Annotated in this window: 12 protein-coding genes; 11 read left to right on the plus strand and 1 reads right to left on the minus strand. The window is 32.6% G+C overall.

What is annotated here, in order from left to right:
- The first annotated feature begins 23 nt into the window (after positions 1-23).
- The 3 genes from ABXQ82_RS05125 to ABXQ82_RS05135 all read left to right on the plus strand — a co-directional run bounded on the left by ABXQ82_RS05125 (position 24) and on the right by ABXQ82_RS05135 (position 11,507).
- Positions 24-10,178: an RHS repeat-associated core domain-containing protein gene (locus tag ABXQ82_RS05125; protein WP_367055842.1), complete on the plus strand. Its 10,155-nt coding sequence runs from the start codon at positions 24-26 to the stop codon at positions 10,176-10,178.
- A 12-nt stretch (positions 10,179-10,190) separates the two neighbouring features.
- Positions 10,191-10,838 (plus strand): hypothetical protein, encoded by a 648-nt coding sequence (locus ABXQ82_RS05130; RefSeq protein WP_367055845.1) that lies wholly within the window; start codon positions 10,191-10,193, stop codon positions 10,836-10,838.
- A 273-nt stretch (positions 10,839-11,111) separates the two neighbouring features.
- Positions 11,112-11,507: a hypothetical protein gene (locus ABXQ82_RS05135; RefSeq protein WP_367055847.1), complete on the plus strand. Its 396-nt coding sequence runs from the start codon at positions 11,112-11,114 to the stop codon at positions 11,505-11,507.
- A 94-nt stretch (positions 11,508-11,601) separates the two neighbouring features.
- On the opposite strand, the gene ABXQ82_RS05140 is transcribed toward ABXQ82_RS05135, so the two are convergent.
- Positions 11,602-11,868, minus strand: a complete 267-nt coding sequence (locus ABXQ82_RS05140) for a hypothetical protein (protein ID WP_367055850.1) — start codon at positions 11,866-11,868, stop codon at positions 11,602-11,604.
- Between the two features lie 38 nt (positions 11,869-11,906).
- On the opposite strand from ABXQ82_RS05140, the gene ABXQ82_RS05145 reads away from it, so the two are divergent.
- From ABXQ82_RS05145 to ABXQ82_RS05180, 8 genes are all read left to right on the plus strand, one after another.
- Positions 11,907-13,001, plus strand: a complete 1,095-nt coding sequence (locus ABXQ82_RS05145) for a hypothetical protein (RefSeq protein WP_367055852.1) — start codon at positions 11,907-11,909, stop codon at positions 12,999-13,001.
- A gap of 3 nt (positions 13,002-13,004) precedes the next feature.
- Positions 13,005-13,487, plus strand: a complete 483-nt coding sequence (locus ABXQ82_RS05150; RefSeq protein WP_367055854.1) for a hypothetical protein — start codon at positions 13,005-13,007, stop codon at positions 13,485-13,487.
- A gap of 315 nt (positions 13,488-13,802) precedes the next feature.
- The gene (locus ABXQ82_RS05155) at positions 13,803-14,912 is read left to right on the plus strand and encodes a DNA/RNA non-specific endonuclease (RefSeq protein WP_367055857.1); all 1,110 of its coding nucleotides are present in this window, start codon (positions 13,803-13,805) and stop codon (positions 14,910-14,912) included.
- A gap of 14 nt (positions 14,913-14,926) precedes the next feature.
- Positions 14,927-15,409: a hypothetical protein gene (locus ABXQ82_RS05160; RefSeq protein ID WP_367055859.1), complete on the plus strand. Its 483-nt coding sequence runs from the start codon at positions 14,927-14,929 to the stop codon at positions 15,407-15,409.
- A 303-nt stretch (positions 15,410-15,712) separates the two neighbouring features.
- Positions 15,713-16,777, plus strand: a complete 1,065-nt coding sequence (locus ABXQ82_RS05165) for a hypothetical protein (protein WP_367055862.1) — start codon at positions 15,713-15,715, stop codon at positions 16,775-16,777.
- 9 nt (positions 16,778-16,786) lie between these two features.
- Positions 16,787-17,611, plus strand: coding sequence for a hypothetical protein (locus ABXQ82_RS05170; RefSeq protein ID WP_367055865.1), 825 nt, complete (start codon positions 16,787-16,789; stop codon positions 17,609-17,611).
- Between the two features lie 319 nt (positions 17,612-17,930).
- On the plus strand, positions 17,931-18,959 hold the full coding sequence (locus ABXQ82_RS05175) for a LysM peptidoglycan-binding domain-containing protein (RefSeq protein ID WP_367055867.1): 1,029 nt from the start codon (positions 17,931-17,933) through the stop codon (positions 18,957-18,959).
- A 4-nt stretch (positions 18,960-18,963) separates the two neighbouring features.
- Positions 18,964-19,443: a DUF4304 domain-containing protein gene (locus tag ABXQ82_RS05180; protein WP_367055870.1), complete on the plus strand. Its 480-nt coding sequence runs from the start codon at positions 18,964-18,966 to the stop codon at positions 19,441-19,443.
- The last annotated feature ends 201 nt before the right edge of the window (positions 19,444-19,644 follow it).

The raw sequence follows: 19,644 nt of genomic DNA on the forward strand, positions 1-19,644 counted from the left end.
TGTTAAATTAAAAAATCAAATAGATGAAAAAATTTGAAACTGCTTCAATATCAAAATACTTCAAATGGCAAATAACATCTTTCTTATTTTCTCTGTTATTAAGCATAACAATACAGGCTCAAGATTACAATTACAGTATCAAGGATACTTACAATTCAGGAGATATTGATGCAAATTCAGGTTCAAGTATTTTCTTATCAAGTAAAGTAGATGGAGAAATTGGGCTTCAGGATATGAAATCGATTACCAATAACTCTTATGTAAAAATAGGTATAAATCATGATGCACCATTTACATATTGGTATAAATATAGTATAGCACTAGAAATTACTCCAGTTTTATCTGACGGTACAGAAGGTACAGTATATTTACTTGATGGTGAAGATGCATTAACAGTAGAGTATAATCCATTAAGTACCAGTAGTAATCATGTTAATATTGCTCAACATATTATACCAGAAGGCTATGGTATTAAAATAAAAGTAATAAATATTGAAACGGAAAATTTAGATGATACCTCTCAGCCATTAAATACTAGTAGCTCACCACCAAATATATATCTTGAAACTGGATTTCAATCAGAACGTTACTATTCATTATCAAACCAACTTACTAATATTTCAAGTACATCAGGCACTTATATTGATGAAAATAATTTAACACAAAATTGTAATTGCATAGGCTTAAGTTGGACCCCAATAGAGGGTGCTGTTTCTTATGATTTAGAATGGACTTGGATTGATAGCTACAACGATGATATTTCTAATACTACTCCACTAGGCGCTGATGTAATCACTTTGGAAGAGGAGGATTTTGAATTGAATAGTACAAGAATTTCTACTAGAGATATCAATTATAATATACCATTAATATATAGTCAGGGATATATAGTTTATAGAATTAGAGCTGTTGGTAGGTTTTTGAACAATCCAACCAATGAGTATTTTGGTAATTGGAGTTCAGGAAATTCTCAAAAAACAAATATTAGCGATTGGACGAATCATCACATAGCTATTTCTGGTCATGAAAATAATAAAAACTGGCAATTTCAAGCAAGTTATGCTGAAGAAGGCAAGAAAAAAGAAGTGGTAAGTTACTTTGATGGAACTTTGCGTAATAGACAGACAGTAACCAAAATTAATAGTGATAATAATGCTATTGTTGGTGAAGTTATTTATGACAATCAAGGACGTCCAGCAATTGAAGTGTTACCTGTGCCAACTGGAGATAGTAAATTAGAGTTTTATACTGATTTTAACTTGAATTTAGGTAATGAATTATATACTCATCAAGATTTTGATTGGGATAAAACTGATGCTGAAGCTTGTGAAATAGACATAAACGGAATGTCTACACTTATTGGAGCTAGTAAATACTACGGAAATCTAAATAATTTCACGAATACATATCAAGATTATGTGCCAAATGCTCAAAATTTTCCGTTTTCACAAATTGAGTATACTCCTGATAATACTGGTCGTATTAGACGAAAAGGTGGAGTTGGCGCAAATCACCAATTGGGAACAAATCATGAAATGAAATACTATTATGAAACACCTTCTCAAAAAGAATTGAATAGACTATTTGGTTACAATGTTGGTAATGCTTTACATTATAAAAAGAATATTGTAGTTGATCCTAATGGACAAGTAAGTGTTAGTTATATAGATCCCCAAGGTCGTACAATTGCCACAGCTTTAACGGGTGGTAGTCCCAGTAGTTTAGAAGCATTAAACAACGATCCAGATATTACACTTACTACAGATATTTTAAATAAAATTAATCCATTAGATATTGATACTAACATTGACAATAATTTTAAATATACTACATCAAGATTTGGTAATTTAATTGATGGGTTAAAAGTACCTGAACAGTTGGGGGTAGTTTCAGACGCTTCAGAGTATAGTTTTAATTATTCTATATCAAAACCTAATTCATTTATTCCTGAATATTGTTCAGACGAGGTATACCCATTTGTTTACGACATATCAGTTAGTTTAAAAGATGATTGCGCCACAGAATTAATGCCGGATGAAGTTAATAATATACAAGCAGGAACTGAAAGTTTAGGAGGAAACAATATACCCGTTACAACACCAACTGATTTACAAAATTTACCTCCTCTAATATTAAATACTGGTACATATACACTATATAAAGATTTAAAAATAAATAAAGATGTATTAAACAATTATGCTAACCACTATTTACAAAAACTACAAGACTCTACAAATTTAGGCTGTTATATAAATCCAAATGATTTTGCCCCAAATGCAATTCTTGAAGGCTGTTACAAAACTTGTCAAGAATGTGAAAACGATTTAGGTACTAAAGAATACTATGTTTTAGAAGAATTAGAAATTAATTATGGAAGCCCTACAAATTCAGATATTTTTAGTATAACAGGATTAACAAGTGATGGGTTTTTTACTGTTAGCATTACAAATATAGATATTGATAATAATGGGACTAATAATATAGACCCCCTAGAGGTAGAAGCATTAATCAAAACATATTCAAGAGAGTGGGAATTACTGTCTCAGGAATGCAAAACTTTAGGAGGGTGTGATGTAGCCCCAGAGCTATCTTCTTGTTCAATTAATAACTCTTTACTCTTACAAGATATGAGCCCTTTAGGACAATATGGCAGCATTATCGATGCAACAGAAGGAGATGATATTTTAGTGATTGATGATCCTTTGAGTATTTTTAATGAAAATAATGTTTTGATATATCAAGGTGCATCAGGAAATATAAGTTGGAGAAGTGCAGGAACATATTACGATGGTAATGGGATAGAGTCAATAGTAAAAGTAGTACTTAATAACGATGGTACATATACACCCGAAGTAAGAAATGATAATGATACAAGCTTAGTTACTACAGTGCTTACTGATGACGGTATTACTGTAGATTACCGTTGGATTAAACCACAAGATTTAGCTCAAGTAGAGGGTTTTTTAACATATTGGGAAAATTCTTGGGCAGAGTCACTTTTGCAGTATCACCCAGAGAATTGCTATTTAGAATATACTAAAGAAGTATGTAATTTACCTGTTAATTCACTATCATTGGATACAGATGCATATGATGCGTATTTGAACTCTGTAGATACTTACACAGAAGCTGAAACAGCAACTTTCATATCAAATCAACTCAATATTTACACTCTAGACCCCTATTTTGATAATACTTTGTCCATAAGTGAATTTGGGACTTCATTGTTTGCTTGGAGAACATCCATAATGGAACAAGCTATAAATCAACAATATGAAGATAACGCAGGTCTTACAATGCTACAAGTAGCTTATAAAACAGTAAAATGTAATGGTATAACCAATGATTGCCCTAATATTAATGCTTTTTCTGATGTAGAGGCAAACCTTAGAGATAGAGTTTGGAATACTTATAAGACCTATTATTTAGCTTTAAAACAGAAAATACAATATGTGTTTTTAAATGTGTATGCAAAACAACAAGGCTGTTATAATGGTTGTATTGGAGCAGAAGGAGCGTCAACTTTAACAAATGTTATTCGTAGTTATCCTCAAGCGAATAATATTCAAAATTATATAAACGGTCTTTCTGTTAAACAATTTTGTGATGTTGCTCAGGCTATTAAATACAAAGAAAAAGCAAAGCGCTTCGTTCCTAATGATATTGGCTATAATTCTAGTTCAGATTTAGATAATGCTATTGCAGAATTAGAACAAGATGCAGATTTAGCAGTCTATTTAGAAACAGGAGAATGTCCTTTACTACAAGATTTAGAAATCTTTTTTGGGGGCCTTTTAGGAGATATCAATACTGTAGGTTTAAGTATACCTTATAGTTCTCAACAATACTTGTCAGCAGATTTATACGAAGCTTTTGGCGGTGTAGTAAATGAAGCTTCGTCTCTAAATATAAATCTTGTACCAGGTACCACAACTGCATCTATAAGCCTTGATATCCCAGAAATAGCAATACAATGTGCTAACCCACTTACCATTACACTTCCAGCGTCCTCAAATCTTAATTGGACATCTTATAACTCTACTGTTGGAGTTGGGTGGCATATTATTGAATTTTCTAATTTATACTTTGACCAAGCGCTCTCAGATTTTACAAATGGGAATCAAATATATGGATATCAAATACTAGCCAAAATAATTGATGGTACAGAATTAAAAGAAATTGTACTTACTGGAACTACGTGTGTAGCAATAGGAAAGTGTAGTACTATAGATGATGGAGATGATATTGGCGAAACCATAAGTCCTAACGCAACGAATGTTAACAGTCCTTTTGGGTGTACAAAACAAGCTAAATTTAAGAGGGATTTTATTAAGCTTTTAAATGTGTTGAACCAAGATAATACAATTGATGGGGTTGATATAAACTTAAATCAATATCCTGTTTATATAAATAGTTTTTTACCTGAGTTTTTGGGTGATGATATTGAAAACCCAGTAGCTATGTGGAGTTATAACTCTTCTATTTCTTTTTACTCAATAGATATATTAGGTGATGAAAAATTTCATTTTTCATCAAGCTCAATAGATATTCCAAATGATAATAAATTTGAAAGTATTACTATAATAGAAGGTCATTCATTAGATTTTGTATCCATATATGCATCAGATGCTTCAGGAAACTTATATACTGATTTCAATTCCTCTACTCTGGGAGGCCGTATTTCCCCGGGTTTAGATTACTCTTGTTGTGGCAATAATAGCAGCGATGATTTAAATTTGATTCCTGAGTTTACTCTAAGAAAGCAGATTACTAATGGAGGTGTGACAGGGGATGGAACCGTAGGAAATAGGTTGTATTACAAAGATGTTGTTTTCACTCCGAAAGATGTTCTCTTTGATTTTGATGAAATCATTGACATGGATTTTACAACCTCTTTTACTAATTATAGCCTAAATGAATCAGATTATAATAATACACTATTAATTAACGGCGAGTTATTTAGTGTTGCTAATGGAAAATTGAATGTTAGTTTTGTTGAAGGAATAAATCCATTTGTCACTCATCATTGGCCTCCAGTAAATAGATTGTCATGGAATTTATGGAATCCAATGGAAATGGATATATTCTATTTGGAATATAACGCTGGAAGTTTACAAAGTTTTGACTTCAATGAAGGTACTGGTAATGCATTTTCTGGATTATTAGAAATGAATATTGATGAAAATAGTTGGATTACAGATCCAATTCATGGTACAGGTATTCGTTTGGATTCGTCTCATCAGGCAAATTGGATAACTACAGGCAACGATATATACTTTGAAAATGGAGAATCAATTAATTTTAAGTCTAAAATTAGGTTTAGGGGTAATATCATCCCAGATCCAGATTTTCCAGATTTTCCAGATTTTGGACATATAGCCCAAATAGATGATATATATGATACTACTGGTAATCTGTATCAACTTTTTGTTACATCAAGAAGAAGTATTGAAGAAGTAGATTTATTAAACCGGGATGGATCTTTTGAGTGGGCACCTAAATCTGAAATTTTAAATTATTGTAATTATGATATTCCTAATACAGGGTTGGTTTTACCAGTTGACTGGTCAGGAGGCAGCTCAGGATGGTCATTTGAGGTTCGTTTACCCTCTAGCGATTATATTAATAGTACTATAAATAGTGGATATTGCTATAACAGTTCTACATTTACTGTGTCAGGTATCGATAATATTCCTAATAAGGGGTTTTTTCCTGATAATATTCCTGCATCTCCAGATGGTGGAGCTTTTATGGGTGCATTTCAATGGAGTGATGCAGGTAGTGATGCCTTAAGAATTACATTAAGAGATTTAGAAATAGGTAAAATGCATACTGTTTCATTCTATCAAATTAATTTAGGATTTTCAGACTTTACTATAAGCAATAATCCAAATTTAAACATATCTCCAGCTAAATGGAATTTAATAATATCAAATACAGATGGTTCTGGGGCTCAGACCAAAACCGCTAGTGAATATATGCCTTTTACAACTGGACAAAAAGTTTGGGAATGTGTAGAGTATACATTTACACCTACAGATTCAATACAAAACATACGTTTTGTTGGTGTAAAACAACTTAGTGGGGCACCTAAATCTTATATAGGTATAGACGGTATAAAAATAACTAAAACAGATTCAAATAATTTAGATTCCTCTTCAAATAACGGTTATTGTGATAATTGTATCCCACAAACAGTAGCACCTCTAAGTACAGATAAAAAATATGCAGATTTTATTACCTTTTTAGCATTTAATAATGATACCGATCCAGAATCAACAATAATTGCCAATCTCTATCAATCTAGCTTACCGGCATTACCTAATCTACCACAGGATAAAGACCCTGTTTTAGAATACTTTAGAGCCTTTAACTATGCATATTTGGTAGAATCCTATAAAAAATATATAACTGATTTAAATATAAACTCAACCCAAGATATAAATTATTTAACTTTATCTGAGTTTGGTAATACAAGTTTAAACTATGGTTATAATGGTATTAATGCAATAATTGATGCTTACGTAATACATAATTCATCAAATAATAGTGTTGATGGTGGTTCACAAGATGATATATTTTGGAATGATTTTGCAAACCAGTATTTAATTAATAGCTCCAATATTTGTCCTCCTGCAGAAATGCAACCAAACATAACTTTATCAATAGGTAATCCGCCTAAATCAACTTGCGAGCAAATAACAATCAATGTTTCTAAAACTTACGAGGCAGATTCTTATGCTAACTATTTAAACGAGTTAAAAAATAGGTTTATCAGAGAGTATATCAAAGAAGGCATAGAGAATGTTGTTGAAACTTTTGATGTAACCTATTCTGATAAAGAATACCAATACACCTTGTACTATTATGATCAAGCTGGCAACTTGGTACAAACAGTAGCACCAGAAGGCGTAGACAGATTAGACGCTAATAACGAACAACTGATGAGTGATATTGACACTTATAGGAAAAATAACGAACAAATAACTAATACAACTCTTTTACCAACACACTCGTTTAAAACCCAATACCGTTATAACTCCCTAAACCAGTTGGTATGGCAAAAAACACCAGATGGAGGCGAGACCCGTTTTGCGTATGACAAGTTAGGACGTATTATAGCTTCTCAAAATGCGAATCAAGATAATGAAAGCACACCAACGAATACAATTATTAGTTACACCCTCTATGACCAACTTGGGAGAATTGAAGAAGCAGGTCAAGGACATATAAACACTAATTATATCATCACAGATACTGGAAAATTAGACTTGGCCACAGGAGGGAATGAAATAAATGATGCCGCAAAAGACCTTGCACCTCTATTTTCAAAAACAGAGCAAGTAACCAAAACAATGTACACCGATACGGCATTGCCATCAGGAATTAATGAGAATGACTTCTCACAGAACAATACCCGAAATAGAGTAACCTCAGTAATTTATATAAACGATTCAAATTCTGGAATTGAATGTGACAATGCTATTTTCTACGACTATGATATACATGGTAATGTAAAGAAAATGGCCTATTATATCTATTTAGGAGACAATGCTGAAAAGACATTAAAAATAACCGAATACGACTACGATTTAATAAGCGGTAACGTTAATCAGGTAACCTATCAAAAAGGTAAAAACGACCAGTTTATACATCGTTATACATATGACGCCGATAATAGAATTACGGCAGTAAAAACATCCCGAGACGGTATGCTTTGGGAAACAGATGCGTCCTACAACTATTATGCACATGGCCCGCTAGCAAGAACCGTTTTGGGCGAGCAGCAAGTACAAGGTTTAGACTATGCCTATACCATACAAGGCTGGTTAAAAGGCGTTAACAGCGAGCAGGCTGGTGTTAATGATATGGGTGGCGATAACGGAACAAGTACCGCAAAAGATGCCTTTGGGTATTCCCTGAATTATTTTGCTGGAGACTATATGTCAGTAGGTACTGCAAATCCATTTACAGTAGCAGAAATAGATAATAATAATAATGCAGTATATAATCCAAACAATCTATACAATGGCAATATAAAAACCATGGTTACCAGTTTAATAGATTTAAACGAAAATCCATTAAGCGTATTACAAAACAACTATACCTACGATCAGTTAAACCGAATAAAATCAATGACTAGTTTTGATATTGCTAAGCCAGTAGGTTCAATACCAGAATACTTATCTTATTATGAATATGATCGTAATGGTAATATAACAAGCCTTTCTCGCTATATAGAAGGAGCAAGTCCAATAGACCTTTTAACTTATACATATAATACCTCAGCCAGTCCTGAATTAAGAAACAATAGGTTATATGCTGTTAGTGATGACCCTAGTCGTGATAATATTGTAACAACCGATATTGATAGTGGTCAAAGTTTAGGCACATTTAATAGTAATATAGGGGAATTTGAAAATTCCAATTACCAATATGATGCCATAGGTCAATTAACAAAAGATTTACAAGAAGGTATTTCAAACATCAATTGGCGTGTAGATGGTAAAGTAGAAAGTATTGAAAAATTAGGTGATGATGGCACTACTACCATTAGTTTTGAGTATGACGGACTGGGAAACCGCATTGCTAAAAAAATTATGAGACCGGACACTAATGGTAATCCAGAAGACGATGTCACGAACACCTATTATATCAGGGATGCCCAAGGCAACGTTCTATCAATTTATAATAGTGGGCTTATAGAAGTTGACAACCAAATTTCAGATGTAATTGTCCCCCCTGGTACAATATATTCAACTGCGCAAACCATAGAGGGCCTCAATATAGACATAACAGGTGTTGTTTTCGAAAACCAAGCCAATGTAGTTGTTATAGCAAAGAATTCAGTAGTTTTAAAACCCGATACGCACCTAAAGTCAGGGGAATTAAAACATATATATATTGACCCCAATTTATCGGCCCCACCAAATGAGGTGGTAGTAGGCTTAAAACTATCAGAACACCACATATACGGAAGCTCTCGACTGGGAATACAAAAATACACCGATGAAGCGACTTTATTAGAAAATGAATTTGCCAATATTGTAGGAGATAAGCATTATGAGTTGAGCAATCATTTGGGAAATGTTTTAAGTGTTATAAGCGATAGAAAATTAGTAAAAAATGGTATCTTTACACCAGACGTTCTTACATTTAATGACTACTATCCCTTTGGTATGACCCTGCCTAACAGGAATGGTGCAATAGAGCCTAGTCTTTACCGCTATGGCTTCCAAGGGCAGGAGAAGGATGACGAGGTTAAGGGGGAAGGGAATAGCTTGAACTTTAAATTTAGGATGCATGACCCTAGAGTTGGAAGGTTTTTTGCTGTTGACCCCCTTGCTGCTGAATACCCACATAATTCTCCTTATGCTTTTAGTGAAAATAAGGTCATTCAATTTGTGGAGTTAGAAGGTTTAGAAATTGGAATGTCACATATATATGCTACTGTAAGTCCGAAAGCTTATCAAGCAACAGCATCTGCTGTATCAGTTGAGACAATGCATTATGCTTTAGATGGTATTGGGTTGGTTCCTGTATTTGGTGAGCCAGCTGATGTTGTAAATGGTGTTATTTATTCTTTTGAAGGAAGAAAGTGGGAAGCAGGTCTTAGTTTTGCTTCGGCTATACCTCTTATAGGGTATGGAGCAACGTCAATAAAAGCAGGGAATTATGTTAATAAGGCTGCAAAAGCTGCAAAGGTAACTTTAAATTTAGCTGAAAGAACAGCTTTATATGAAAAACTCAGACCTACAGCGAGTAAAGCCCTTGGACTAGCCTTAGAAGGAGCTGGGGTTCTTAAAAGAGCTGGTGACCAAGCTCATCATATTATTTCTTTAAATTTTATAAAAAATAATAAATATATTGGTGATTTAGTAGAGAATGGATGGGATATTAATAAAAAGATTAATGGAAAATGGTTGTCAAGTGCTCCTGAATCTATTTGGAGAAAAGGGTTTCATGGTAATGCACCAGCATATGATAAATACTTACAGAATCAAATAAATAACTTTATTGAAAAAAATGGAGGTGAAGGTCTTGAGAAATTTATAGAGAAAGAATTAATACCAAAAGCGGATAAAATGTTAGATAAAATGTACGAAGCTTATAAAAAAACAGGAAAGAATATGAATGACCAGTTCAAAGAACTTAATTCTAAACTTGGTGTAAAATAAAAGATAAATAATATGAAATATTATTCAATAACAACTAATGAAAAGCATGGTGTACAAGTTTTACATGACGGTATTAAAGGAGATACTCTTGATGGAAAAAAAATATACGAAAAATTTGATGATAATATAATTAAAGATTTAGTCTTAGATAAACATGCAATAAAAACAGATTTCCTCGAAAGTGGAGACCTTAGTTTAAAAGGATTAATAATTAGTTCTAAATGTCACAATCTATTAAAAGATTTTAATTTACATGATATTCAATTTGTAGATATTCAGAATAATGGACTAAATGATTACATGTTCATGTTTTTTAATGGAGACTTAACTTCTAAAATAGATTATAAATCTTCAAATTTCAAACTTTATGAATTAGATATTATAGAAATGGAATTTGAAGAGGTGGATTTTAAAGTGCCTCAAGATAGAAAATCGATAATTAAACTTGATATTGATGTAGTAAGTAGAGATATTGAAAAAAGAATTTTTCCAAGCAATGGGTATAATTTCAATGACGATTTTCAATTAAGTAATTATGATATTTTTAGAATTGGACATTTTGATTTGAACTATTATGTATCGGAAAAAGTAAAAAATATACTTGAAGAAAATAAAGTTTCTGGATGTGAATTTATCGAACAGAAAATGTTAGAGACCTAGCTACCGCTAGTATTTACTAGTGGCGGTAAAACCCTGATGGTCCTAGTATGCGCTACCGCTAGTTTCCAAAACTAGTGGCGATAATGAGTAAGTAAAGTAAAATAATAACATTAATGATACAAAACGGGTATATCTTTTATGCTCGTTTTTTTATGCGGTAATTTAAGGTTTAACCAATTGGTCTAAGGATAATAGGCTTTTTATTTATTAGATTTTGTAGTTGTTATTTTACAAATAATCTTAATTTAGTAATAAATATTAAACCTACAACTAATGTTAAAAATTTTCACCCCAAAAGACATTCAAGAACTCATTGAAAAAGCTATACAATATGAAGCAAGTTCTGAGGCAGATGATTACTTGCAAAACCTTTTACCAAAGTTATATCCGCATATACTAGAAAATGTGCATATTGATTTAGACCATAGATTAGTTATTCTAAAAGAAAAGTCGCCATTTTATATTGTTATGGATATATATAAAACTATGGAGATGGATGGTCATGGTGCTATGGCAAATAATGAGTTTAGAATTTTCTGTGAGTTAATTTTTGGTGCAGATAATGAATATGTTTTGGTGTATCCTAATCAAAGTTTTGAATACTATAAAAACCAAGAATTACAAAAGCGTATTGGAGAGATGTATGATAGTATGGTAGATTTTGGTTAATCTTTTTATTAAATAGTTGTAATCAAGTAATTTTTAGAACATGCAAAATTATGAAATTCCACTTTATGAGGATGAGGATATTCTAAATACGTTTTTAGAAAAATGGTCTATTCCCCCAGCTAGTCCTCGTATCGGCTAGCGCTTCGTCTTTGACGAGTGCCGTACCGAGTAAGCCCTCTAAAATACAGGGAAATCGTTTCCAAGTGGGGCGTTTTTTTAATTTCAAATCACACTTTTCAAAATCAAAATAAAGCCCTATTTTTACTCTATATTTTACCGTTTTAGTGCATGCAAAACGTGCCAAAAAAGCAAAAAAAGGTAAGTTTTTAAGGTATTTAAAAACACGAACGTTCTTATACATAAAGCCTTTGCGGGTGTTTTGATTAGGCTACCTTCGGAATGACCTTGCCAAACAGGCGTGGCGGTGACCCTGACACATATAGATATAGCTTCCAAGGACAGGAGAAGGATGATGCGATTAAAGGAGAAGGGAATTCAACCAACTTTAAGTACAGAATGCATGACCCAAGGGTAGGGAGGTTTTTTGCAACTGACCCATTGGAAAAAAAATATCCTTGGTATACACCATATCAATTTAGTGGTAATAAGGTAATTGCATTTATGGAACTAGAAGGATTAGAAGAAACACCTTCTCGCTCGAATTCTACAAGGACCAATAGAGACTCTGGGGCTAAGCAACCTCCGTCACTATTTCAGCAATTAATGAATGACCCCAAGGGAGCAGCTCAATCTTTTTGGAATGGAGTTACTAGTCTTTGGGAACAAGGAACCACCTTAAGTATGTTTCAAGGGAGAGAACAACTTATGGAAGAGAACTTAGGTAAAGGCTCTGAAATTAATACACTATCTCGTTTTTCAGGTTTCGATACTGTTACTGGAGAAGTTGGGTTAGATGTTACATTGAATGTAGCTACCGAATTAAAAAATGGTTTGAGTTTATCAATGGATAGTTGGTATGAAAGCGTGACATCTAATAATATATATAGAGTTGCTTATGGAACAGGACAAGCGACCAATCTTGCGGCAGGCTTTTTAACACCTTCTGGAGAAGTATCTTTATTTAGTAGGATTTCAGGTTTAGCTAGGTTGTCAACATGGAGGGCTTATGGTTTTCAAGGAATTAAGATAGGGCAAGTATCCCTAGGTTATAGTAGATTGCATAGAGGCATAAGTCTAAGAATTGGGAGAGCAGGTAGAGAGATTGGTTTTGATTTTCATAGATTCAATGGAGTAAATAAAAGACCTGTATTTCATGGTCATTATTTTCAGGATAGCTTTTTAAATAGTCAACCAATATTTAGTAAAGCTAGACATCTTAATTGGATAAAAGTTGCTAATGAAGTAGGATGGAAAAATGTATTTAAACTTATGAAGAATGGCTTTCCAGAAGCTAATTTTACGAGAAGTCCAGTCTTTAAATCAATGCAAAAAAACTCTCATAAATCAGCTAAGAAATTTTTAGAACAACAGTAGTTAATGGATGTAATAAAGCTAGAAAAGTTAGAAAATAAAATAAATTCTTATCTCATTGAAGATGATTTTGATAATGATAATGGATTGAAAAATATAGAAGAAGCAATAAAACTTGTTTTTAAAGAATACGATAAATTACATGTATTAGTTTCTGGAGGCAACTTATCTGATAAAAACCTTTATAATCATATAATAGAATATGAAAGAAAAAAGAATTTTCTAGTATTTGTATCAAGTATAGATGAAGAGTTTTTTAAAACTATAGATATATTACTAGAAAATAAGAATGACATATCTATACTTAAATTGAAAAATAGTTTTCATTTAAAAGATATAATTAAAAGATATTTTAAATTTTCTATTAAACTAATGTTTTCATCAAATAGTTTCTATTTAAAATGGAAAGACTTTTCTGATAATATTATATTTTACACATCAAATGTAGGAGGAACAGTTATTTACACTGAAAAAGAATTAGATTGTTAAAAAATGAAAAAATTATTTAGAAGTTTATCCCCAGCTAGTCCTCGTATCGGCTAGCGCTTCGTCTTTGACGAGTGCCGTACAGAGTAAGCAAGTGCCAAATATATGTAGAGCGTCTCCAAGCGGGACTTTTCTTCGTTTCAAGACACACTTTTCAAAATCAAAATAAAGCCCTATTTTTACTCTATGTTTTTGCCATTTTGGTTCTTATAAAACGTACCGAAAAAGCAAAAAATGGTAAGTTTTTAATATATTAAAAAACACGAACGTTCTTATACATAAAGCCTTTGCGGGTGTTTTGATTAGGCTACCTTCGGAATGCTTTTACCTAATAGACATGAAGGCACGCCTGACTACCGTTATGGTTTCCAAGGGCAGGAAATGGATGATGAGGTTAAAGGTGAGGGTAATAGCTTGAATTATAAATACAGGATGCAGGACCCTAGAGTGGGAAGGTTCTTTGCTGTGGATCCTTTGACTCATAGTTACCCTTGGAATTCATCTTATGCTTTTTCTGAAAATATGGTAATTCAATTCGTTGAATTAGAAGGTTTAGAAATATCTAATCCCATGGCTGCAATGGAACGAGATCTTAGAGAAAATGGCACTTTATTTCAAAAAACAGCTGTAGGAACTATGTTAATGGTGGACGATACTTGCAAAGGCATTATGTTTATTTGGAATAACCCTAGTGATGCAGCGAAAGGAGTAGGTAATTTTTTAGTAGGTTTAATAGCTACTAATGCAGCTACTTCTAAAGAGCAACTTGAAAGTAATCATTTTGCAGAAAGGGCTGATGCCATGTTTGGCACTTCGTCAAAACAGGCTATGGATGCTTTTGACCAAAGTATTAGTAAGGCTGGAGATATGTTAATTAATGGAGATGCTGTGGACAGATCACGAATTATATCAGGTGTTTTTACTGGTATTGCGGGCGATAAAGGTCTTAGTAAAATTGTAAAACTCGGTAGGGTATCAATTTTGGCAAAAATCCCGGGAGGTAAAATAATTCAATATATCGCTGGGGAACACAAATATTTATATCATGCAGATGACTCAGGCAGAATATTAAGAGCTCAAACTGATAATCTGCAATTGAAAACTCATGAAGGCAGACTTACTCATGACCCCAATACTCCTGGAAAAATGCCTGGAGATCATGCTGGACATTTGTTAGCTGACTTGTTTGGAGGAGATCCTTCACTTAAAAATTTGGTTTCTCAAGCAAGTAATGTAAATTTGAGTGCATTTAAAACAATTGAAAATATTTGGAAGAATGCTGTAGCGGCTGGTAAAAAAGTGGAAGTAGATATAAAAGTAAACTATAAGGGGGAATCTGTAAGACCTGATAACTTTGATGTGACTTATAAAATTGATGGAAAAGTGTATAATCAAGTTATTGAAAATACAAACCCTCCAAAGGGATAATAAATTGAAAAAAGATGTTTGGGATTTCTAAAGATAAATCATTTAAAAGAAAGTATGAAGATAAAACTAGCTCAATGGTTTCTTTAGCTTTTGAATATGTCAATAATGACAAAGAAAATATTGATGCAATCTATATTTATGGATCAAATGAAGAAGGTTTTGTTTATTATGATTGCTTTTTTAATATAAACCACGTTTTATTGGAAAGACATAGAATTAACGATACAGGGTTAAATTTTGATATTTCTGACCAAATGCAGTTAAAGTTTATTAAGTATGCAAATCAGGATTTAAAAGGTTTAATTGAGTTATTTAAAAAATATAAGAAAGATATTCCGACACAAATAAAAATGGAATATTATCCAAAAACAGGAAAGTTTGATTGTTTTTTAGATTACGATATACATTATTCTAATAAAAGTGATGGAACACCAGATGAAGTTGCTGAATCTTGGTTTAAGGAATTGAAATTAAAAATAGAGCCCCGCTCCCGCTAGTATTTACTAGAGGCAGTAATGAGTAAGCAAATAAATAATAACATTAATGATACAAAACGGGTATAACTTTTATGCTCGTTTTTTTTGTTGATTAAGTAGTGGGAGAAAAAAGGACTTTTTTAGTTTAGTCCCGTACTTTTTACAATCAAAATAAAGCCCTATTTTTATGCTATATTTTTGCCATTTTGATTCTTATAAAACGTACCGAAAAAGCAAAAAATGGTAAGTTTTTAATATATTTAAAAACACAAACGTTCTTATACATAAAGCCTTTGCGGGTGTTTTGATTAGGCTACCTTCGGAATGACCCTGACCAACCGCAACGGTGGCGACCCCAACTACCGCTACGGCTTCCAGGGACAGGAGAAGGATTATGAAGTTAAGGGGGAAGGCAACTCGCTTAATTACAAGTATAGAATGCATGACCCTAGGGTTGGGAGGTTTTTTGCAAAAGACCCTCTTAGTGGTCTATATTCATGGAATAGTCCCTACGCATTTAGTGAAAATAGAGTAATAGATGGTGTTGAGTTAGAGGGGCTAGAGGTTTATGCGCCTGAAGCTACTGAATTGATACATAAGCCAGATGATAATAAGGCTGAATATGCAGGAAAGGTAGCCTATAATTTTAGTGCCAATGCCTACAATGCTATTATTGGTTTATGGAATTACGCTGGGGATTTGACAAATCCAAATGATGTGTGGGATATGCAATTTGCTAAAGACAAATTAAGAACTGATGCACATGCGATAAAAACCATTTTCAAGGAAATGGATGAATATTATTCAAATGACCCCGATGCTTCAAGGTCAGCCCAAGCTGAGATATTACTAAAGAGAAATTTAAATCCAAAGAATTGGACAATTCAAGACTTTGAAAAACATGGAGGAGAAGGGGTTCTAGCATTTTTTCCAATAGGTAAAATCGCTAAAATTGTTCCAGACATTAAGATAAATATACCTAAATTCAGTACTAAAATAGGGAGAGGTAAATGGATTAATTTAGATGCTCCAACAAATATCGGTGATATTCTAGAAAGAGGAGCAGCATCTTTATTCAATGGTAAATCAGGGGTTTATGTTCATATTATGAAAGATGGTAGTTTGTACGTTGGTAAAGCCAATAATTTAGGCTCTAGAGCTAGACAATCTTTGAATGAGTTGTTAGGTTTGGGGAAAAAAGAAGCTAAAACATTTGGTAAGGAATATAGCCATTCTGAGTTCTATGAATTTGATGGTAATTTGTATGAGAATTTAGACCATATGGAGGGAGATATATTGAACGATATGTATAATTTCAGAAATAATGCGGATATTGAAATCTTAAATAAGAAACAAACGGATAATTGGAGCGATTATAGTGGAGAATAAAACTAAAATATGAAAATATATAATTACAAGGGAATAATTTTGGATGAAGTAAAAGGGGTAATTACAATTAGACTTGATCTCTCCAAGATTGAATTGTGTAAAAAAATAATAAAGGATAAAAAAATTAATTCGATAAGCATTAACTACAACCCTAATAAAATTTCCGATATTGACTTTTTAAAAGACCCTTTTTTTTGCGAAATCAATAGTATACATGTAACTTCTAAATACATAACAAATGTTGAAGGGCTTTATTCATTAAAAAAATTAGAAAGATTATCAATTAATGATATAGGAAGTGGTTTAAAAATAGATTTTAATAAGCTAACCACACTCAAAGCAATAAGTTTTGTTTGGTCAAAAAATTTTATAAATATTGACAAGTTAGTTAATCTAGAAAGATTTGTAATAACTAAATATCCTCATAAAGACTTACTTCTTTTTAGCAACTGTAAGGTTTTGAATCATTTAGAATTAATTGAAAGTAAAATAGTTACACTTGAGGGATTAGGTGGTCTAAATAGAATAGTTAAAATTCAATTATTTTATAATAAAAATTTACAATCGCTCAAAGGCATCAGTAAAGATTGTGATAAATTGACATCCTTTGGAGTCTATAGCGCCCCTAAACTATATGAAATTAATGCTGCTCTTTCACATGCCAACAAGTTAAAAAATATAATGCTTTCTAAAGTTAAAAAAGTTGATTCTTTAAAGTTTTTAGATTTAATGTTGGAGTTAAAGGATGTACAAATAAAATCTGAATTTATAAAACTTGCGGATAATGATTACAAACCATTAGAACGAGCAATTAGAAGAGTCGAAAAATTGTGAATGTATGTTGGAAATTAATAAATTTTGACGTGTAATTCCCAGCCAGTCCTCGTATCGGCTAGCGCTCCGTCTTTGACGAGTGCCGTCCGAGTAAGCGTACCAAATATGTTTTAAGTGTCTCCTAACGGGACGTTTCTTCGTTTCAAGACACACTTTCCAAAATCAAAATAAAGCCCTATTTTTACTCTATATTTTACCGTTTTAGTGCATGCAAAACGTGCCAAAAAAGCAAAAAAAGGTAAGTTTTTAAGGTATTTAAAAACACGAACGTTCTTATACATAAAGCCTTTGCGGGTGTTTTGATTAGGCTTCCTTCGGTATGACCCTGCCTAATAGGCATGATGCAGAAGAGGCTAGCGGTTATCGCTATGGTTTCCAAGGGCAGGAGAAGGATGATGAGGTTAAGGGGGAAGGGAATTCGCTTAATTATAAGTATAGGATGCATGACCCTAGGGTGGGGAGATTTTTTGCTGTTGACCCTTTATTTAAACAATACGAGTATAATTCTCCTTATGCATTTAGCGAAAACAGGGTTATTGATGGCGTTGAGTTAGAAGGCTTAGAATTTGGGCCTATGGTAAGAGTTGCATTGAGTAATAATAGTGTAAGACCAGCTCTTCAAGTACCAAGAAGTAATGTGTCTTCAGGGAGAAATGTTAGAACTAATTTTGAATGGAAAGGAACTGTAAGTACAACGGTTGAAAGTGTTGTTGAAGTTGCTGCCAAATTGCCGAATGGTAAACCAATGTGGCTAGCTAGAATAATTAGGGGTAGTGCGGCACATAGAGAATCACAAGCAAAATGGCAGAGTGCTGAAGGATTCGAAATAGAATATTGGTTAGGTAGAGTCAATGGTAAAGGGAATAGAGCAGATGGTTTACGAATATCCAAAGATGGTAAAGTTGGATGGATAAGAGAGCTAAAACCCAATACAGCTTCAGGTAGAGCTAATGGCGCTAGGCAGTTAGGGCGTTATGTTGAAGCAGCTAAACGAGCTCATCCAGATGTAAAAGAATGGAATCCAGAGTTACATCTATATGAAAATACCAATATCGGTATAGGTGTATTTTATACTATCGAACTGGGTGATACTTTGGAGAGTATTTCAGAAACTTTTGGCGTTACCATTGATGATTTAATGAATAATAATTTAGATAAAATTCACGTTAAAAATCAAATTAAGACAGGAACCGAAATTCTTATAAGAACTGGAGAGACTACTAGAGCGGAATGGGAGGCAGAAAAGTTAAGTTCTTATTTAAAAGAATTAGACAAATGGGAAAATGAAACAAAAGAAAAAGAAAAAAGAAAAGAAGATTATAAAAATGGTAACATGATAAAATCTTAAAAAAATGAATAGTACAATACAAATATTAAATCCTTTATTTATTGAATCAGGCTATAAGTTTGTTAAAACAAAAAAAACATGGATTAAACAAAATGATGATATAATAGTCGTGTGCCAATACCAAAAATCGAAATTTTCTAATAATTTTTTTATTAATCTAGGAATTTATTTTAAGTATGGTAATAATTCTCGAAAAAAGAGTGTGCTAGCAGAGGAATGTCATCTGACATCAAGATATAGTCGAATTTTTGAAGATTTCTCAGCAGACAATATAAAGGACGATATTTTTAAAAATCCCAAAGAATTAAGTGATGAGCTTAAACAAACAACGGATAAAATAAAAGAGGGGCTTTTACCATTGTTAGAAAATATGCTTGATATTAATTATTTTAAAAATAATTTAAGTAATTATCCAAATGAGGACTGGTGGCTTAGAAATATTACTAGAGAAGAATTTTATTATATTTTAGATGAAATGGGATAATCCGCCCTGCCGTTCCTTAGTATGCGCCACTTTTTTGCTAGTCCCCTAGCTGGTCCTCGTATGCCACACAAGAGTCAGCGCTAGTGCTCGTTCAATGTCATTAAGTTAAGCTTCTATTTGTTTGATATTCAGTATTTTACATTTGTATTTGTGATGTCTTTTTCGTATATTATACTGGTAATCAAATATTTATAACCTTGA

Source organism: Algibacter sp. 2305UL17-15, from assembly GCF_040720935.1.
GTDB lineage: Bacteria > Bacteroidota > Bacteroidia > Flavobacteriales > Flavobacteriaceae > Jejuia.